This window comes from Paracoccus sanguinis, from assembly GCF_012689545.1.
GTDB classification, from domain to species: domain Bacteria; phylum Pseudomonadota; class Alphaproteobacteria; order Rhodobacterales; family Rhodobacteraceae; genus Paracoccus; species Paracoccus panacisoli.
The window spans coordinates 2841035-2858579 of record NZ_CP051542.1; the positions used below are offsets into that span (position 1 = coordinate 2841035).

At 71.0% G+C, this 17545-nt stretch carries 15 protein-coding genes and 2 tRNA genes; 4 read left to right on the forward strand and 13 right to left on the reverse strand.

What is annotated here, in order from left to right:
- Window positions 1-40: 40 nt before the first annotated feature.
- Window positions 41-1033, forward strand: a complete 993-nt coding sequence (locus tag HGN31_RS13580; RefSeq protein WP_244961035.1) for a LysR family transcriptional regulator — start codon at window positions 41-43, stop codon at window positions 1031-1033.
- A gap of 134 nt (window positions 1034-1167) precedes the next feature.
- Here the strand turns inward: HGN31_RS13580 and HGN31_RS13585 are convergent, their stop codons facing one another.
- From HGN31_RS13585 to HGN31_RS13595, 3 genes are all read right to left on the reverse strand, one after another.
- Window positions 1168-1476, reverse strand: a complete 309-nt coding sequence (locus tag HGN31_RS13585; protein ID WP_168783549.1) for a hypothetical protein — start codon at window positions 1474-1476, stop codon at window positions 1168-1170.
- An 89-nt stretch (window positions 1477-1565) separates the two neighbouring features.
- Window positions 1566-1640 (reverse strand) — tRNA-Asn (locus HGN31_RS13590).
- A 105-nt stretch (window positions 1641-1745) separates the two neighbouring features.
- Complete coding sequence (locus HGN31_RS13595; RefSeq protein WP_168783550.1) at window positions 1746-2609, reverse strand: MBL fold metallo-hydrolase; 864 nt, start codon at window positions 2607-2609, stop codon at window positions 1746-1748.
- Between the two features lie 105 nt (window positions 2610-2714).
- Here HGN31_RS13595 and HGN31_RS13600 point away from each other — a divergent pair, with 105 nt between their 5' ends.
- The 3 genes from HGN31_RS13600 to HGN31_RS13610 all read left to right on the forward strand — a co-directional run bounded on the left by HGN31_RS13600 (window position 2715) and on the right by HGN31_RS13610 (window position 6866).
- Window positions 2715-4058: an ATP-binding protein gene (locus HGN31_RS13600; protein ID WP_168783551.1), complete on the forward strand. Its 1344-nt coding sequence runs from the start codon at window positions 2715-2717 to the stop codon at window positions 4056-4058.
- A 162-nt stretch (window positions 4059-4220) separates the two neighbouring features.
- Complete coding sequence (gene lon, locus HGN31_RS13605; protein ID WP_168783552.1) at window positions 4221-6626, forward strand: endopeptidase La; 2406 nt, start codon at window positions 4221-4223, stop codon at window positions 6624-6626.
- A gap of 165 nt (window positions 6627-6791) precedes the next feature.
- Window positions 6792-6866, forward strand: a tRNA-Val gene (locus HGN31_RS13610).
- A gap of 212 nt (window positions 6867-7078) precedes the next feature.
- Here the strand turns inward: HGN31_RS13610 and HGN31_RS13615 are convergent.
- The 10 genes from HGN31_RS13615 to hutI all read right to left on the reverse strand — a co-directional run bounded on the left by HGN31_RS13615 (window position 7079) and on the right by hutI (window position 17525).
- Window positions 7079-7861 carry an amino acid ABC transporter ATP-binding protein gene (locus HGN31_RS13615; protein WP_043132144.1) on the reverse strand — a complete coding sequence of 261 codons (783 nt, stop codon included), beginning with the start codon at window positions 7859-7861 and terminating at the stop codon, window positions 7079-7081.
- A 3-nt stretch (window positions 7862-7864) separates the two neighbouring features.
- Window positions 7865-8527, reverse strand: coding sequence for an amino acid ABC transporter permease (locus HGN31_RS13620; protein ID WP_168783553.1), 663 nt, complete (start codon window positions 8525-8527; stop codon window positions 7865-7867).
- On the reverse strand, window positions 8527-9174 hold the full coding sequence (locus HGN31_RS13625) for an amino acid ABC transporter permease (protein WP_168783554.1): 648 nt from the start codon (window positions 9172-9174) through the stop codon (window positions 8527-8529). The genes HGN31_RS13620 and HGN31_RS13625 overlap by 1 nt, the downstream gene beginning before the upstream one ends.
- 63 nt (window positions 9175-9237) lie before the next feature.
- Window positions 9238-10059 (reverse strand): transporter substrate-binding domain-containing protein, encoded by an 822-nt coding sequence (locus HGN31_RS13630; protein ID WP_036730915.1) that lies wholly within the window; start codon window positions 10057-10059, stop codon window positions 9238-9240.
- A 76-nt stretch (window positions 10060-10135) separates the two neighbouring features.
- Window positions 10136-10720, reverse strand: a complete 585-nt coding sequence (locus HGN31_RS13635) for a HutD/Ves family protein (protein ID WP_168783555.1) — start codon at window positions 10718-10720, stop codon at window positions 10136-10138.
- Complete coding sequence (gene hutU, locus HGN31_RS13640) at window positions 10717-12414, reverse strand: urocanate hydratase (protein ID WP_036730913.1); 1698 nt, start codon at window positions 12412-12414, stop codon at window positions 10717-10719. The genes HGN31_RS13635 and hutU overlap by 4 nt, the downstream gene beginning before the upstream one ends.
- 12 nt (window positions 12415-12426) lie before the next feature.
- The gene (locus tag HGN31_RS13645) at window positions 12427-13584 is read right to left on the reverse strand and encodes an acyl-CoA dehydrogenase family protein (RefSeq protein WP_168783556.1); all 1158 of its coding nucleotides are present in this window, start codon (window positions 13582-13584) and stop codon (window positions 12427-12429) included.
- Window positions 13581-14777: a CaiB/BaiF CoA transferase family protein gene (locus tag HGN31_RS13650; protein ID WP_168783557.1), complete on the reverse strand. Its 1197-nt coding sequence runs from the start codon at window positions 14775-14777 to the stop codon at window positions 13581-13583. Before HGN31_RS13650 ends, HGN31_RS13645 begins: the two co-directional genes overlap by 4 nt.
- Window positions 14774-16339 (reverse strand): histidine ammonia-lyase, encoded by a 1566-nt coding sequence (hutH, locus tag HGN31_RS13655; protein WP_244961037.1) that lies wholly within the window; start codon window positions 16337-16339, stop codon window positions 14774-14776. The genes HGN31_RS13650 and hutH overlap by 4 nt, the downstream gene beginning before the upstream one ends.
- The gene (gene hutI / locus HGN31_RS13660; protein ID WP_168783558.1) at window positions 16332-17525 is read right to left on the reverse strand and encodes an imidazolonepropionase; all 1194 of its coding nucleotides are present in this window, start codon (window positions 17523-17525) and stop codon (window positions 16332-16334) included. Before hutI ends, hutH begins: the two co-directional genes overlap by 8 nt.
- Window positions 17526-17545 lie beyond the last annotated feature (20 nt).

Here is a 17545-nt window from a genome sequence, read left to right on the forward strand (position 1 = left end):
TGCGCGCCGGACCTGCCGAACGCCACTTGGGAGGGGGCGAATGCCGCGTTCGGCGCTTGCGAACGACGGCCTCGCGGGTGACACTGCCGCCATGCGCTATGACCTCAACCAGATCGAGACGTTTCTGGCCGTGTTGGAAACCGGCACGGTCACCGCTGCGGCCGCGCGGCTGAACCTGTCCAAGTCGGTCGTGTCGACCCGCATCTCGGATTTCGAGGCGACCATCGGCGCGGCCCTCTTCCGCCGCAACGCTGGCCGCATCGCCCCGACCGAGGCCGCGTTGCGCCTTGCCGAACGGCTGCGCCCTGCGCTGGCCGAGCTGACCGCGGCCACCGATAGCGCTGCCTGGGGCGGCCACGGCGGGACGCTGACCGGCAGCCTTGCGATTGCCGCCCCGATGAGCTTCGGCACGACGGTCCTGTCGCCGATCCTCGCCCGTTTCGCGGCGGCCCATCCGGGGCTCGAGATGCGGATCGACTTCGACGACCGCGCCCGCGATCTGGCGCGCGAGGGGTTCGACGTCGGCATCCGCGTCGGCGGCGCCCGCGACTCGGCGCTGATCGGCAAGAAGCTGTGCGAGGAGCGCCAGGTGATCGTCGCGAGCCCCGACTATCTGGCCCGCCACGGCACCCCCCTGACGCCTGCGGATCTGAGCGCACATCAGGCCATCGGCTACACCCATCTGGCCGATTCCGCGCTATGGCAGTTCCGGCAGGGCCCGCGGTGGATCGCGCCGCGCATCACCTCGCGCGTGGTCATGAACAATGGCGAGGCGATGCGGGACATGGCCATCGCCGGGCTGGGGCTGGCCATGCTGCCGTCGTTCATCGTTGCGGATGCGGTGGCTGCCGGTCGGCTGGTGCAGCTGCTGGCCGACGCTGAGACGCGGTTGCTGCCGGTGATGGCGGTGTGGCCCCCGGTCAGCCCGCTGCCGGAGAAGCAGCGGCGGTTCATCGACTTCCTGCAGCGCGCGCTGTCGGAGACGTTTGCCACGGGGTGGGCGGGGGTGGGTGCGGGGCGGTTCGGTGTCTAGCGGGATGGAGCCGGCAGGATCGTATGGTCGCAAGACGGCAAGTGCGGACCATCTTTAGAGCGCGACTAGTCTTAGCGGGATGGGCACGTTGAGAGACCGAGGGCGGCGGCTCTTTCTCGGTTCACCCTCTCAGATCAACGGGGCCTTCCTGACTGCGCCGGATCAAGGATCTGGTCGAAAAGTTGACGGTGCAGCAGCGCGCGCCGCTCTTCTGGCAAGGCCCTGAATGCGGCGATTATCAAGTTAGTGACATTCAAAGGCAGGTGGACAGCAAGGTTAGTTCCTGGGCGGTCTACCAGACTGGCGCTGTCAAAGTGACCAGACCGCCCCGTGATTTTGACAATCCCTCCTTCAACGCAAACATTCGCGGAGTAGATGGAGTGTTCGCGCTCCCCGATCTTTATACGCCCGCCTTTGAAACCGAACAGATCAGGATTCTGCATATCGTTACACCTGTCGGTGCCCTGTCGCAAAAACCAGCACAGCCGCCTTGCGGGCGACCTGCGGAGTCAGCTGATTATCTTGAGATTTTTGGCTCCGGCGGTAGGGATCGAACCTACGACCAATTGATTAACAGTCAACTGCTCTACCGCTGAGCTACGCCGGAACACGGGGGCCATGTAGCAGCGGGTGGCGGGTGCGTCCAGAGGGGGCGCCGAGAAATTTTCGCCTCGCCGTTACGTTCGGTCCCGGGCCCCCGCGGCGACCCGGCTCAGGCGCGCGACCAGACCGCCCCGGCCGTCAGCCCGCCCTCGGGCGCGACCGCGCCAAGGTCGCCCAGTGCCACGAGATGGGCCAGCACGTTGCGCGTCGCGGCGGGCAACAGCGCGGCGGGGATCTCGGTGTAGATGCGCGCGGCGAGGGCCTCGGCGGTGCCGGGGGCTGCGTCCAGCGCCGCGAGGATCTGGGCCGTGCGGGCGCGGCGGTGGGTGGCGAGTTCGGCGAGGCGGGGCAGGGGGTCCGTCACCGGATCGCCATGCGCGGGATAGAGCGCGCGGGGCGCCAGCAGCGCGAGGCGCTCGAGGCTGCGCAGATAGTCCACCAGATCGCCGTCCGGCGGCGAGATCAGAGTCGTCGCCCACCCCATCACCAGATCGCCGCAGAGCACCGCGTCCCCGAGTCGAAAGCTCAGGTGGCTGCCCATGTGGCCGGGGGTGTGGACCGCCGTGATCTCCCACCCCGCGCCGCGCAGGACGTCGCCGTCGGCCAGCGTCACGTCGGGGTGGAAGGCCGCATCGGCGCCCTCGCCGCCGCCCACGGCCCCGGCCTCGGCCAGCCGCTGCATGGGGGGCGAGCGCCCCGCCTCGGCGGTGCCGAACGCCATCACCGGCGCCCCCGTCGCCGCGGCCAGGCGCGGCACAGCGGCCGAGTGGTCGAGATGCGGATGGGTCACGAGGATATGCGAGATGCGGCCCTCGGCGGCCTCGAGGATCGCCGCGACATGGGCCGGGTCGTCGGGGCCGGGGTCGATCACGGCGACCTCTTCGGTGCCGATCAGGAAGCTGTTGGTGCCGGGCCCGGTCAGGGGCGAGGGGTTGTCGGCGCGGATCACGCGCACTTTCGCAGGCTCGCTCATCCGACTAGGCTGGACCGGCCGCGCGGCGGGCGCAAGCGGCGCGGCAAGCCGGCCGCGCGAGGTGGCCGGCGCAGGCGGGCCGGGGTGCGGCAGGCGGGAAGGGCGATGAACTTCGACTGGCTCAAGCGACTGATGCCGCGCGGGCTCTACGGCCGGGCCGCGCTGATCCTGTTCCTGCCAGTGGTGGTGGTGACGCTGGTCGTCACGGTGATGTTCCTGCAGCGCCACTTCGAGGACGTGACCCGGCAGATGGTCCGCTCGGCGGCGGCCGAGCTTGCGCTGATCGCCGACCGGGTCGATGGTGCCGCCGACATCGAGGCCGCCCGCGCCGCAGGCAACGAGATCGCCGTGCCGCTGGGGCTGACGCTCGAACTGCCGGCCCCCGAGGGGCTGGTCGAGGCGCGGCGCTTCTACGACCTCTCGGGCCGGGTGGTGATCTCGGCGCTGCACGCGGCGGTGCCGGCGGTCGAGACCGTGGACCTGCGCGACATTCGCCGGGTCCGGGTGCTGGTCGGCGGCGGGCGGCCGTTCGTGCTCGACTTCCCGCGCAGCCGCCTCACCGCCTCGAACCCGCACCAGCTGCTGGTGCTGATGCTCGGCACATCGCTGTTGATGAGCGGCATCGCCTCGATCTTCCTGCGCAACCAATTGCGACCCATCCGCCGCCTCGCGATCGCGGCCGAGGCCTACGGGCGCGGCCAGATCCTGCCCTATCGCCCGGCCGGCGCCGCCGAGGTCCGCAGCGCCGGGCGCGCCTTCGTCGAGATGCGCGGCCGGATCGAGCGCCAGAACGAGCAGCGCAAGCTGATGCTGTCGGGGATCAGCCACGACCTGAGGACGCCGCTGACCCGGCTCAGGCTCGGGCTCTCGATGCTTTCGCCGGACCTGCCCCCTGAACGCGCCGAGATCGCGGATATGGAGCGCGACGTGGCCGAGATGGGGACGATGATCGAGGGCTTCCTCGACCACGTCCGCGCCGAGGCGCAGGAGACGGTGACCGAGCCGGTCGAGGCCCGCGCCTTCCTCGAGGATATCGTCGCCGATGCGCAGCGTGGCGGGCAGGCGGTGCGGCTGGCGGGCTTCTCGGCCGACCCGGCCACGGGCACCACGCTGTCGCTGCGGCCGATGGCCCTGCGGCGGGCGGTCGAGAACCTGATCGGCAACGCCGTCCGCTACGGCACCCGCGCCGAGATCGAGGCGGCGGTGACCCCGCGCAGCTTCCGCATCGCGGTCGAGGACGACGGCCCCGGCATCCCCGCCGACCGGCGCGAGGAGGCGCTGCGGCCCTTCGTGCGGCTCGACCCCGCGCGCAACCAGGACCAGGGGCAGGGGACGGGGCTCGGCCTCGCCATCGCCGACGAGATCGTGCGCGGCCACGGCGGCACCCTGCGGCTGACGCAGGGACAGCGCCTCGGCGGACTCAGGGCCGAGGTCACGATCCCGCGCTGACGACCGCCCCACTTCGTCGCTGGCGGGTTGTGATCACAAGCGTGCGCGACGGGTTGCCGGGATTGCAGCACGGCTTTGCGGTTCCTAGATTGCATTCACAAGCAGGACCGCCTGTGCCCGCCATCTTGGGGGCCGTCCGGTCCGGGCAGGAAAGGACGACAGATGACCGATACCACCACCTATCCGGTGCTGCCGCTTCGCGACATCGTTGTGTTTCCGCACATGATCGTTCCGCTCTTCGTCGGGCGCGAGCGGTCGGTGCGGGCGCTCGAGGCCGTCATGGCGCAGGATCGGCCGATCCTTCTGGCGGCGCAGCGCGACGCCTCGGTCGATGAGCCCGACAGCGACGGCATCTACGAAACCGGGGTGCTGGCCAACGTGCTGCAACTGCTCAAGCTGCCCGATGGCACCGTCAAGGTGCTGGTCGAGGGGCAGAGCCGTGTCCGCATCACCGGATTTGCCGACAATCCGAAGTATTTCGAAGCCTCGGCCGAACCGCTCGAGGAAACCGACGGGGACGCCGAAAGCGCCGCCGCGATGCTGCGCGCGGTCGCCGAAGAGTTCGAGAAATACGTCAAGATCCGCAAGAACGTCCCCGAGGAGGCCGTGGCCTCGGTCGCCGAGGCGGCCGACCCGCGCCGTCTGGCCGATCTCGTCTCGGGCCACCTCGGCATCGACATCGCCCGCAAGCAGGAGCTGCTCGAGACGCTCGACGTCGCCCAGCGGCTCGAGAAGGTCTATGGCCTGATGCAGGGCGAGATGTCGGTCCTGCAGGTCGAGAAGAAGATCAAGAGCCGCGTCAAGAACCAGATGGAGAAGACGCAGCGCGAGTACTATCTCAACGAGCAGATGAAGGCGATCCAGCGCGAGCTGGGCGATGGCGACGAGGGCCAGAACGAACTCGCCGAGCTCGAAGAGAAGATCGCCAAGACCAAGTTCAGCAAGGAAGCGCGTGAGAAGGCGCTGGGCGAGCTGAAGAAGCTCAAGGCTATGTCGCCGATGTCGGCCGAGGCCACGGTCAGCCGCAACTACCTCGACTGGCTCTTGAGCCTGCCGTGGGGCGTCAAGTCGCGCACCCGGCGTGACCTCGGCGCGGCCGAGCGCGTGCTCGATGCCGATCACTACGGGCTCGAGAAGGTCAAGGAGCGGATCGTCGAGTATCTCGCCGTCCAGACCCGCTCGGACAAGCTGAAGGGGCCGATCCTCTGCCTCGTCGGCCCGCCCGGCGTCGGCAAGACCTCGCTCGGCCGCTCGGTCGCCAAGGCGACGGGGCGCGAGTTCATCCGCATCTCGCTGGGCGGGGTGCGGGACGAATCCGAGATCCGCGGTCACCGGCGCACCTACATCGGCTCGATGCCCGGCAAGATCATCCAGGCGCTGAAGAAGGCCAAGACGACGAACCCGCTCATCCTGCTCGATGAGATCGACAAGATGGGGCAGGATTTCCGGGGCGACCCGGCGTCGGCGATGCTCGAGGTGCTGGACCCGGAACAGAACGCGACCTTCGTGGACCACTATCTCGAGGTGGAATACGACCTGTCCAACGTGATGTTCCTGACCACGGCCAACAGCTACAACATGCCGGGGCCGCTGCTCGACCGGATGGAGATCATCTCTCTCGCCGGCTACACCGAGGACGAGAAGCGCGAGATCGCGCGCCAGCACCTGCTGCCCAAGCAGATCAAGGCGAACGGCCTGCGCAAGGGCGAGTTCTCGGTCACCGACGAGGCGCTGACCCACGTTATCCGCTACTACACCCGCGAGGCGGGGGTGCGGAACCTCGAGCGTGAGATCGCCAAGCTGGCGCGGAAGGCCGTGACCGAGATCCTGAAGGGGACGGTCAAGTCGATGGAGGTGACGCCCGAGAAGGCCGAGGCCTATCTGGGCGTCCGCCGGCACCGCTATGGCCTGGCCGAGAAGGACGATCAGGTCGGCGTGGTGACGGGCCTCGCCTGGACGCAGACGGGTGGCGATCTGTTGCAGATCGAGGCCCTGAAGCTGCCCGGCAAGGGCGTGATGAAGACGACCGGCAAGCTCGGCGACGTGATGAAGGAATCCATCGACGCCGCCGCCAGCTTCGTCCGTTCGGTCGCGCCCGAGCTGGGGATCGAGCCGCCGCAGTTCTCGAAGCGGGACATCCACGTCCACGTTCCCGAGGGCGCGACGCCCAAGGACGGGCCGTCGGCGGGTCTGGCGATGGTCACCTCGGTCGTCAGCGTGATGACCGGCATCCCGGTCCGCAAGGACGTGGCGATGACGGGCGAGGTCACCCTGCGCGGCAACGCGCTGGCCATCGGCGGGCTTAAGGAGAAGCTTCTCGCGGCGCTCAGGGGCGGCATTCGCACGGTGCTGATCCCGCAGGAGAACGAGAAGGACCTGGCCGACATCCCCGCCAACGTGAAGGAGGGGCTGACGATCATCCCGGTGTCGAACGTCCGCGAGGTCCTGAAGCACGCGCTGGTGCGGATGCCCGAGCCGATGGAGTGGGACGAGGCCGCGTGGGAGATCGCCGAGGCCAAGCGCCTCGCCGCGCTGCGCGAGAGCGCGGCGGCGCCCACGGCCCACTGAGGGCCTGAGGCCGAGAGAACAGGGGGCGCGCGTCGAGAGGCGCGCGCCCTTTTCATTGGCGGAAGGGGTGCGGTGGCGCCTTGGATGCGGAGCGGGACGGATGGCGAAAACCCGTGAAAAGGGGGCTTGCCGCCGGGATCGTCCCGGACTAAGAACCCCGCTACCGGGCGATTAGCTCAGCGGTAGAGCGCTTCGTTCACATCGAAGATGTCAGCGGTTCAAATCCGTTATCGCCCACCATCATTCCCGAGGCGCCGAGGCTGAAAGGCCCCGGCGCCTTTTCCGTCCCGATGCCGGGGCAGGGTGGCGTGACCGGCTGCCGCCCGGGGTCGCGGGGGAACGCCGGCCCTGCCGGCACGAGACCGGACGTCGCCAAATCGGCCCGCCAGTCGGTCGCGGTCGGGACAGCGGGACAGCGTCGCGCGCCGGCCAATCTCCCCGCGCGCTGCCGCTCACACCTCGAACGCGTTGCGCTCGTGATAGCTCTGCAGGAACGACCGGATGCGCGGGTCTTCGGGGCGGGCGAAGATCTCGGCCGGTGAGCCGACGGCGACCATCTCGCCGCGTTCCATGAACGCCACGCGGTCGGCGACATGGGCGGCGAAGCCCATCTCGTGGGTCACGACGACCATCGTCATGCCCTCGGCCGCGAGGCGCTTCATCACCGACAGCACCTCGCCCACCAGCTCGGGGTCGAGCGCCGAGGTCGGCTCGTCGAACAGCATCACCCGCGGCTGCATGGCGATGGCGCGCGCGATGGCCACCCGCTGCTGCTGGCCGCCCGACAGCCGCCCGGGGTGGTTCGCGGTCTTGTCGCCCAAGCCCACCTTGTCGAGCGCCGCCCGTGCCTCGGCCTCGGCCGCCGCGCGCGAGAGGCCGCGCACCTGCTGCAACCCCTCGGCCACGTTCTGCAGCGCCGTCATGTGCGGCCACAGATTGAACTGCTGGAACACCATCCCGATCTCGCGCCGCATCTCGCGCAGGCGGCGCCCGCTCATCCTGCGCCCGCCGGGGCTCTCGTAGCCGATCAGCCGGTCGTCGATCCGCACCTCGCCCGAGTCGTATTCCTCAAGGAAGTTGATGCAGCGCAGAAGCGTGGACTTGCCCGACCCCGAGGGGCCGATGAGGCAGGTCACCTTGCCCGGCGGGATGTGCAGGTCGACCTCTTTCAGCGCCTGGAAGGGGCCGAAGAACTTGCTGACCTTGCGGATGTCGACAGAGGCGGCGTCGGCCATGCCTCAGCTCCTTTCGATGAGATGGCGGGTGACGCGCGCCTCGAGCCGGCGCCCGAGCCGCGAGATCGTCTCGACCAGCCCCCAGAAGAACAGCGCGAGGACGAAGTTGGCTTCGAGGAAGCGGAAGGTCTCGGTCGACATCCGCTGCACCTGATACATCAACTCGGGCACGGTGATGATCGACAGGATCACCGTTTCCTTGGTCAGGATGATCGAGAAGTTGACCAGCGCCGGCAGCGCCGAGACGAGCGCCAGCGGCAAGAGGATGCGGCGCACGATCACAGGCTCGGACAGGCCCACGGCGCGGGCGGCCTCGATCTGGCCGCGCGGGACGGCGTTGAAGCCCGAGCGGAAGATTTCGGCGAAATAGGGGCTGCCATAGACGGTGAGCCCGACCAGCCCCGCGGTCAGCGCCTCGAGCCTCAGCCCGACCAGCGGGCCGCCGTAGTAGAGCACGAAGAGCTGGACGAGGAACGGGGTGCCGCGGATCACCTCGATATAGATGCGCAGCAGCCAGTTGACCCAGCGCGGCCCGTAGCGCTGGATCAGCGCGATCACGAGACCGAGCGCCATGCTGAGCACCGTGCCGGCGAGCCAGCAGAACACCGTCACGCCGAAGCCGCGCAGCAGCATCGGCCCGTATTGCTGAAGGATCGACAGGTCCATCACACTGCGCTCCGCACTTCCAGCCAGCGGCCGGCGGCGGCGAGGCAGAGGTTGATGGCCAGATAGATGCAGGCCGCGGCGAGGTAGACCTCGAGCGGCCGGAAGGTCGTGGCGGCCTGGGCCTGGCTCGCGCGGGTCAGCTCCATGATCCCCACGACCGAGACGAGCGAGGAGGCCTTGACCAGCAGGATCAGTTCGTTGACCAGCGCCGGCAGCGACATCACCACCGCCTGCGGCAGGATGATCCGACGCCAGATCGCCACCGGCGCCATGCCGATGGCCTGCGCGGCCTCGGCCTGGCCGCGGGGCAGGGCGGCGATCGCGCCGCGCCAGATCTCCGAGATATAGGCGCTGGCGCAGATGCCCACCGTCACCACGGCGGCGACCAGCGGCGGCACGTCGATGCCGATCACCGGCAGCAGGTAGAACATCAGCAGAAGCTGCACGAGCAGCGGCACCCCGCGCAGAAAGCTGACCCACAGCGCCCCGATCCAGCGCAGCACGCCCGAGCCGGCCAGCCGCATGGCGCAGACCGCGACCCCGATCACCAGCCCCAGCGCGATGCCGAGGACCGAGACGAGCAGCGTCTGCCGGGCCGCCCAGGCGAGCGGCAGGAAGGCGTCGAGGAAGGTCTGGACCGAGAACATGGGCGCCCGTCAGCGAAGGAAGCAGGCGGCCGGGCGGTTGTCCCGCCCGGCCGGTTCACGCGATCAGTTGGCGGTCGGCTCGATCGGCAGCTCGGTATAGGCGCCGAGCCACTTTTCCTGGATCGCCTTGACGCGACCGTCCGCGGTCATCTTCTTCATCGCGTCCTCGATGGCCTTGCGGAAGCTCTCGGTCTCATCGCCCTTGCGCAGCACCCAGGCGAAGTAGCTGGGCTTGCCGAACTGCGCCGGCTCGAAGAGGGCGAAGGTCTCGGGGCGGTTCTTCACCAGATAGGTCAGGTTCGGCAGCGAGCCCGCGACCGCGTCCAGCCGGCCCGCGGCGAGGTCGGCATAGGCCTCGTCGGTGGTGCCGTATTCCTTGACGGTGACGCCGCCCAGCTCCTTGCCATAGGCGTCGAGCTGGCGGAACTGCGCGGTGCCCTGCTGGACGCCGACGGTCTTGCCCTTGATGTCCTCGGGCTTGGTCAGGTCCTTGTTCGACGCCGCCTTGACCAGCGACACGGTCGCGTCGGCGATCGGCGGGGTGAAGGTGTAGCGCTCGAGCCGCTCGGCCGTCACGGTGACCGGCGCGATCACGATGTCGAACTTGCCGACCTCGAGGCCCGGCAGCTCGGCCGTCCAGGGGATGTCCTGATAGACCGGCTCGACGCCGATTTCCTTGGCGACCTCGTCGAACAGGTCCTTGGTCATGCCCTCGTAGGTGCCGTTGTTCAGCATATCGAAGGGGGCGTAGTGCATGTCGGTCGCGGTGACGATCTTGCCCGCGGCCTTGATGTCGGCGAGCTGGTCGGCCAGCGCGCCGGTGGCGGCAAAGGCGAGCGTCGCGGCGCCCAGCAGCGCGGCGCGCAGGGTGGTGCGGATGGTCATGGTGTCGGTCCTCTCCTGTCGGGCGGGTTGAACGCGGCGTCCTGCCCGGCGGGCGCCGCTGATGTGGCGGGCCGATCTAAGCGTCGGCCGCACCGGAAATCCAGCGTTGCGGGCGGGCCGGCCGCAGGACGACGGCCAGCGCGGGGCCGGCTGCCGCCAATCCGTCCAAACCGCCCGCCGGATCGGCCAGCAGCGTGTCGCCGGGGGCGAGCCCCGCGCCGCCCGCCGGTCCCGGCTGGGGGCTGAGCGCCACCAGCGCCACCGTCCCCGCGGGCACGGCCTCGGCCGCGGCCAGCGGCACGACGTGGTGGCCCACCACCCCGCGGCGGGTCATCACGTTGAGGTCGATCACAGGCCCGGCGGTGAGCCGCCCCGTCACCGGCGCCTCGCCCGGAAAGCTCAGCGGCGCGTCGCCCGGCGCGAGCCGCACGACTGCCCCGCCGAAGTCGAGCGTCAGACCCGCGCCCTCGATCAGCGTCAGCGTCCGGTCGATGCCGGGGAAGGCCGAGAACGGCCCGTCCGCGGCGACCTCGGCCATGCTCAATCGCCAGTCGAAGGCTGCCACGTCCGCGCCCTCGGGGCCGGCGGCGATCTGCCACGTCACCCCGCCGCCGTTCCGCCACGGCTGCCCGGTCAGCTCGGCGCGGCGGACGATCCTCATCCGAGGATGCCGGGCAGGTTCAGCCCATGCTCGCGCGCGCAATCCAGCGCGATGTCGTAGCCCGCATCGGCGTGGCGCATGACGCCCGTGGCCGGATCGTTCCACAGCACGCGGGCGAGGCGCCGGTCGGCGTCCTCGGACCCGTCGCAGCAGATCACCATCCCCGAGTGCTGGCTGAACCCCATCCCCACGCCGCCGCCGTGATGCAGCGAGACCCAGGTCGCGCCGCTCGCGGTGTTCAGGAGCGCGTTGAGCAGCGGCCAGTCCGAGACCGCGTCCGAGCCGTCCTTCATCGCCTCGGTCTCGCGGTTGGGGCTGGCCACCGAGCCGGAATCGAGGTGGTCGCGGCCGATCACGACCGGCGCCTTCAGCTCGCCATTGCGGACCATCTCGTTGATCGCCAATCCGGCGCGGTGGCGGTCGCCCAGGCCGATCCACATAATCCGCGCGGGCAGGCCCTGGAAGGCGATGCGCTCGCGCGCCATGTCGAGCCACTTGTGCAGATGGGCGTTCTCGGGGAACAGCTCCTTCATCTTCGCGTCGGTCTTGTAGATGTCCTCGGGGTCGCCCGAGAGCGCCGCCCAGCGGAACGGCCCGATGCCGCGGCAGAAGAGCGGCCGGATGTAGGCGGGGACGAAGCCGGGGAAGGCAAAGGCGTTCTCGAGCCCCTCCTCGAGCGCCACCTGCCGGATGTTGTTGCCGTAATCGACGGTGGGGACCCCCGCGTTCCAGAAATCCACCATCGCCGCGACGTGCTGTTTCATCGCTGCGCGGGCGGCGTGCTCGACCGCCTGCGGCTCGGTCTCCTGCCGGGCGCGCCATTCGGCGACCGACCAGCCCAGCGGCAGATAGCCGTGCAGCGGGTCGTGGGCCGAGGTCTGGTCGGTCACGATGTCGGGGCGCATGCCGCCCGCCTGCATCCGGCGGAAGATCTCGGGGAACACCTCGGCCGCATTGCCGATCAGCGCCACCGACTTGGCCTCACCGGCCTTGGTCCAGCGGTCGATCATCGCCAGCGCCTCGTCGAGGCTGTGGGTCTTTTCGTCGCAATAGCGGGTGCGGATGCGGAAATCGGCGCGGGTCTCGTCGCACTCGACGGCGAGGCAGCAGGCCCCGGCCATCACCGCCGCGAGCGGTTGCGCGCCGCCCATGCCGCCGAGGCCCGCGGTCAGGATCCACCGCCCCTTGAGGTCGCCGCCGTAATGCTGCCGCCCGGCCTCGGCGAACGTCTCGTACGTCCCCTGCACGATGCCCTGGGTGCCGATGTAGATCCACGAGCCCGCCGTCATCTGCCCGTACATGGCCAGACCCTTGCGGTCGAGTTCGTTGAAATGCTCCCACGTCGCCCAGTGCGGCACGAGGTTCGAGTTGGCGATCAGCACCCGCGGGGCGTCCTTGTGGGTCTGGAACACGCCGACCGGCTTGCCCGACTGGACGAGCAACGTCTGGTCCTCGTCGAGCGCCCGCAGGCTGGCGGCGATCCTGTCGAAATCCTCCCACGTGCGGGCGGCGCGGCCGATGCCGCCATAGACGACCAGCTCATGCGGGTTCTCGGCCACGTCCGGGTGCAGGTTGTTCATCAGCATCCTGAGCGGCGCCTCGGTCAGCCAGCTTTTCGCGCTGATCTCGGTGCCGGTGGCCGGATAGATGTCGCGGGCGTTGTGGCGCGGGTTCGTGGGTCGCGTCTCAGTCATGGGGCGGTCCTTTCAGGCGAGCAGTCGGCCGGCGATGATGTTGCGCTGGATCTCGGACGATCCCTCGTAGATGCGCATGATCCGCAGGTCGCGGACCATGCGTTCAAGCGGGAAGTCGCGGGTGAAACCGTAGCCGCCGTGGATCTGCAGCGCGGCATCGGCAATCCGCCCCGCGGCTTCCGAGGCGAAGAGCTTGGCCTGGCTCGCGGCCATGCCGAAGCGCCCGCCGGTGCCGTCGTGCAGCGCCTGGCGCTGGCGGGCGGCCTCGTGGCCCATCAGCTCGGCGGCGGCGAGGTCGGTGGCCATGTCGGCCAGCATCCACTGGATGCCCTGCCGTTGGGCCAGAGGCGCGCCGCCGATGATGCGCGACTTCGCCCAGTCCCGCGCCGCCGCCAGCGCCGCGCGGGCGATGCCCACGGCCATCGCCGCGACCTCGATCCGGCCGTTGTCCAGCACCGCCATCGCGGTGCGAAAGCCGCTGCCCTCGGGGCCGAGGCGGTTGGCGTCAGGCACCGTCAGGTCGAGGTCGAGTTCCCAGACATGGCCGCCGCGCAGGCCCATGGTCTGCTCGACCCGGCCGGGGGTCAGGCCGGGCGTGCCCTTCTCGACCACGAAGGCCGAGATGCCGCGGTGGCCCGCCGCCGGGTCGGTGACCGCATAGACGACGAGGAAATCCGCGACGCCCCCGTTCGAGATGAAGCACTTGCGGCCCTTGATCCGCCAGCCGTCGCCCTCGCGCGTGGCGCGGGTCTTCATGTCGGCGGGGTCGGACCCGGCATTCGGCTCGGTCAGCGCGAAGGCGCCGAGCGCCCGCCCCTCGGCCGCCGCCGGCAGGATGCGGGCCCGCAGGGCGTCGTCGGCGCCGATCAGGACCGAGTCGGTGGCGAGGTAATGCGCCGTCAGCGCCGAAACGGTCGAGCCGCAGGCCCCCGCGACCATCGCCACCGCCTCGAAGAGCGCAGGGGCCGAGATGCCCGCCCCGCCCCACTCTTCGGGCAGGTTCGCGCCCATCATCCCGATCCCCGCCAGCGCCGAAAGCTGGTCGTGGACGAAGGCGCCGGTGTCGTCGGTGGCCGCGGCCTTCGGCGCGATCTCCTCGGCGCAGAAGCGTGCGAGCACGTCAAGGAAGGCGGCCTCGCCCTCGGCCAGCCGGTGGGTGTGTGCGCTCATGCTTGCGTCTCCTGCACGATGCCGGCCGCGACCAGCCCGGCGATCTGGTCCGCGCTGAGCCCGAGCCCGTCGAGCACCGCGCGGGTGTCCGCGCCCAGCGCGGGCGCGCCGGTCGGGGCGAGGGGCTTTGCGCCATCGAAGCGCAGCGGCTGGCCCACCACCGGGGCGCGGCCCAGCCGGTGATGCGGCAGCTCGGCCACCAGGTCGCGGGCTTGCGCGTGGGCCGAGGCCAGCTGCCCCGCGAGCGTCAGGATCGGCGCGGCCGGAATGTCCGCCGCCCGCAGCGCCGCCACCGCATCGTCGGTCGAACGCTGCGCCGACCACGCCTCGATCAGCGCCCGGATCTCGGGCTCATGCGCCGTGCGCCCCTCATCGGTCGCAAAGCGCGGGTCGTCGGCCGCCTCGGGGCGCCCGACCAGCCGGCAGAGCGCCGCGAACTGCCGCGCGCCCAGCACCGCGATGATCACGTGCCCGTCGGCCGTGCGGTAGCCGCCGAAGGGAGTGGAGAGCGGGTGCCGGTTGCCCACCCGCGCGACGCTCTGCCCGGCATAGAGGTGCAGCGCGTGGCTCGTCGGCAGCATCGCCACGAGGCAGTCGAGCATCGCCACGTCGAGCACCGCGCCTTCGCCGGTGCGCCCGCGCCCGACCAGCGCCGCGAGGATGCCGATCGCGGCGTAAAGCCCCGCCGCCACATCGCCCAAGGCCTCGCCGACCTTCAGCGGGCCGCCGCCGGCCTCGCCGGTCGCGTCCATCCAGCCCGAGAGCGCCTGCACGATGATGTCATAGGCGGGCAGCGCCGTGTCCGGCCCCGACTGGCCGAAGCCCGAGATCGAGCAGACCACCAGCCCCGGGTTCTCGGCCCGCAGCGCCTCGGCGCCGAGGCCCAGCCGCGCGGCGACGCCGGGGCGGAAGTTCTCGACCACCACGTCGCAGCCCGCGGCCATCCGGCGCGCCAGCGCCTGCCCTTCGGGCGCCTTGAGGTCCACCACCACCGAGCGCTTGCCGCGGTTGGTCAGCGCGAAGAGCGCCGATTCCCCGTCGCGGAACGGGCCGATGGCCCGGTAGTCGTCGCCAGACGGGGGTTCCAGCTTGACCACCTCGGCCCCCAGATCGGCCAGGATCGCAGTCGCGAACGGCCCCGCGAGCACCCGCGTCAGGTCAAGCACGCGCAGCCCGGCCAAGGGCCCGCTCATGCCCCCCAACCCTCGGCCCAGGCGCCGGGCCGGACGGCCTCGCAGCCGCCCGCGGCCTCGGCCAGCGCGTCGCCCGCGACCAGCCCCGCCGCGGCGGTCAGCTCGGGCGCGAGATAGCGGTCCTGACCCATCGGCGGCACCACCTCGCGGAGCGTGGCCAGCGCCCGGGCCAGCGGCGCCGAGGTGGCCAGCGGTGCGCGCGCGTCGAGCCCGGCCCCGGCGCAGATCGCCTCGATCCCGACGATATGGGCGAGGTTCGCGTTCATCCGCGCGAGCCGCCGCGCGCCGTGCGCGGCCATGCTGACGTGATCTTCCTGATTGGCGCTGGTGGGGGTCGAATCCGTCGAACAAGGGTTCGCCAGATGCTTGTTTTCGCTCATCAACGCGGCGCTCGTGACCTCGGCGATCATCAGCCCGCTGTTCAGCCCCGGCTCGGGCGTCAGGAACGCGGGCAGGCCGAAGTTCATCGCCGGGTCGACCATCAGCGCGATGCGGCGCTGGCTGATCGCGCCGATCTCGGCCAGCGCCAGCGCGATCTGGTCGGCGGCGAAGGCCACCGGCTCGGCGTGGAAGTTCCCGCCCGAGACGATCCGCCCCGACGACGACAGCACCAGCGGGTTGTCGGTGGCGGCGTTGGCCTCGACCTCGAGCGTCCGGGCGGCCTGCCACAGCACGTCGAGGCAGGCGCCCGTGACCTGCGGCTGGCAGCGGATGCAATAGGGGTCCTGCACGCGCTGGTCGCCCTCGCGGTGGCTCTCTCGGATCTCGGAGCCTTCCATCAGCCCCCGGATCACCCGGGCGGCGAGGATCTGGCCGCGGTGGCCGCGCAGCGTGTGGATCTCGTCCAGCAGGGGCGCGGTCGAGCCCATGATCGCGTCCGTGGACATGGCCGAGGCGACCAGCGCCGCCCGCGCCGCGCGGAACCCGTCGAAGAGCCCCGCCAGCGCGAAGGCGGTCGAGACCTGGGTGCCGTTGATCAGCGCCAGCCCCTCCTTGGCGCTCAGCGCGACGGGAGAGAGGCCCGCGGCGGCCAGCGCCTCGGCGCCGCCCATCTCGCGCCCGTCATGGATCGCGCGCCCCTCGCCCAGCATCACCGCCGCCATGTGGGCCAGCGGCGCGAGGTCGCCCGACGCGCCGACCGAGCCCTGCGCCGGGATCACCGGCGTCACGCCGCGCGCCAGCATCGCCTCGAGCAGTTCGACCAGCACCGGCCGCACCCCCGACGCGCCGCGCCCGAGGCTCAACAGCTTCAGCGCCATGATGAGCCGCACGGTCGGCGTCTCGATGGGGGCGCCCACACCGCAGCAATGCGACAGGATCAGGTTGCGCTGCAGCGTCGCCGTGTCCTCGGGCGCGATGCGGACCGAGGCGAGCTTGCCGAAGCCGGTGTTGACCCCGTAGACCGGCGCGTCCCCGGCGGCCGCCGCGGCGATCCGGGCGGCCGACGCCTCGATCCCCGCGCGGGCCGAGGGGTCGAGCCGGACCGCCAGCCCCTCGCGCCAGATGCGCTCGAGATCGGCGAGGGTGGCCGCGCCGGGGGTGAGGGTCAGCGTGTCAGGCAAGGTCGCCTCCGAAGATGCGGGCGTGAAGCGGGTTGTAGCCGATGCGGTAGCTCAGCTCGGCCGGGTGTGCGGCGTTCCAGACGGCCAGATCGGCGCGCAGCCCCGGCGCGATCCGGCCGCGGTCGTCCAGCCCCAGCGCCCGGGCGGCGTGGGAGGTGACGCCCGCGAGGCACTCGGCCGGGGTCATGCGGAAGAGCGTGGCGCCCATGTTCATGGTCAGAAGCAGCGAGGTCAGGGGCGAGGTGCCGGGGTTGCAGTCGGTTGCGAGCGCCATCGGCACCCCCGCCGTCCGCAGCGCGGCGATGGGCGGGGCCTGCGTCTCGCGCAGCGTGTAGTAGGCGCCGGGCAGCATCACCGCGACCGTGCCGCTGTCGGCCATCGCGGCGATCCCGTCGGCGCCGAGATGTTCCAGATGGTCGGCCGAGATCGCCCCGCGCCGCGCCGCCATCGCCGCGCCGCCGAGGTCCGACAGTTGCTCGGCGTGCAGCTTGACAGGCAGGCCGAGCCGGTCCGCCGCGTCGAACAGCTGCTCCATCTCGGCCACCGAAAAGGCGATCCCCTCGCAGAACCCGTCCACCGCATCGACCAGCCCCTCGGCATGGGCGGCGGCCAGCCCGTCGATGCCGACCTCGCGCAGATAGGCGGCGCGGTCGTCCTTGTACTCGGGCGGCAGCGCGTGGGCGGCGAGCCAGGTCGTGACGATCCGCACCGGCCGCTCGGCGGCGATCCGGCGGGCGGTGCGCAGCATCCGCAGCTCGGTCTCGACGTCGAGCCCGTAGCCCGACTTGACCTCGATGGTCGTGACGCCTTCGGCGATCAGGTGGTCGGCGCGGGCCAGCGCCGAGTCGAGCAGCGCCGCGTCCGACGCCCCGCGGGTGGCGCGGACCGTGGACAGGATGCCGCCGCCGGCCCGCGCGATCTCTTCGTACGCGGCGCCGTTCAGGCGCATGTCGAACTCGACCGCGCGGTCACCGCCGTGGACCAGATGGGTGTGACAGTCGATCAGCCCGGCCGTCACCAGCCGCCCGCCGAGGCTCTGACGCGGCCCTTCGGGCGCGTCCGACGCCGGCCCCACCCAGGCGATGCGGTCGCCGTCGAGCGCGATCGCCTGCCCCTCGGTGACGGTGAAGCCCACCCCCTCGGGGGTCAGGGCGGCCTCGGCCACGGTCGCGTCGGTCAGGATCATTCGGCCCCCAGGCCCCGGGC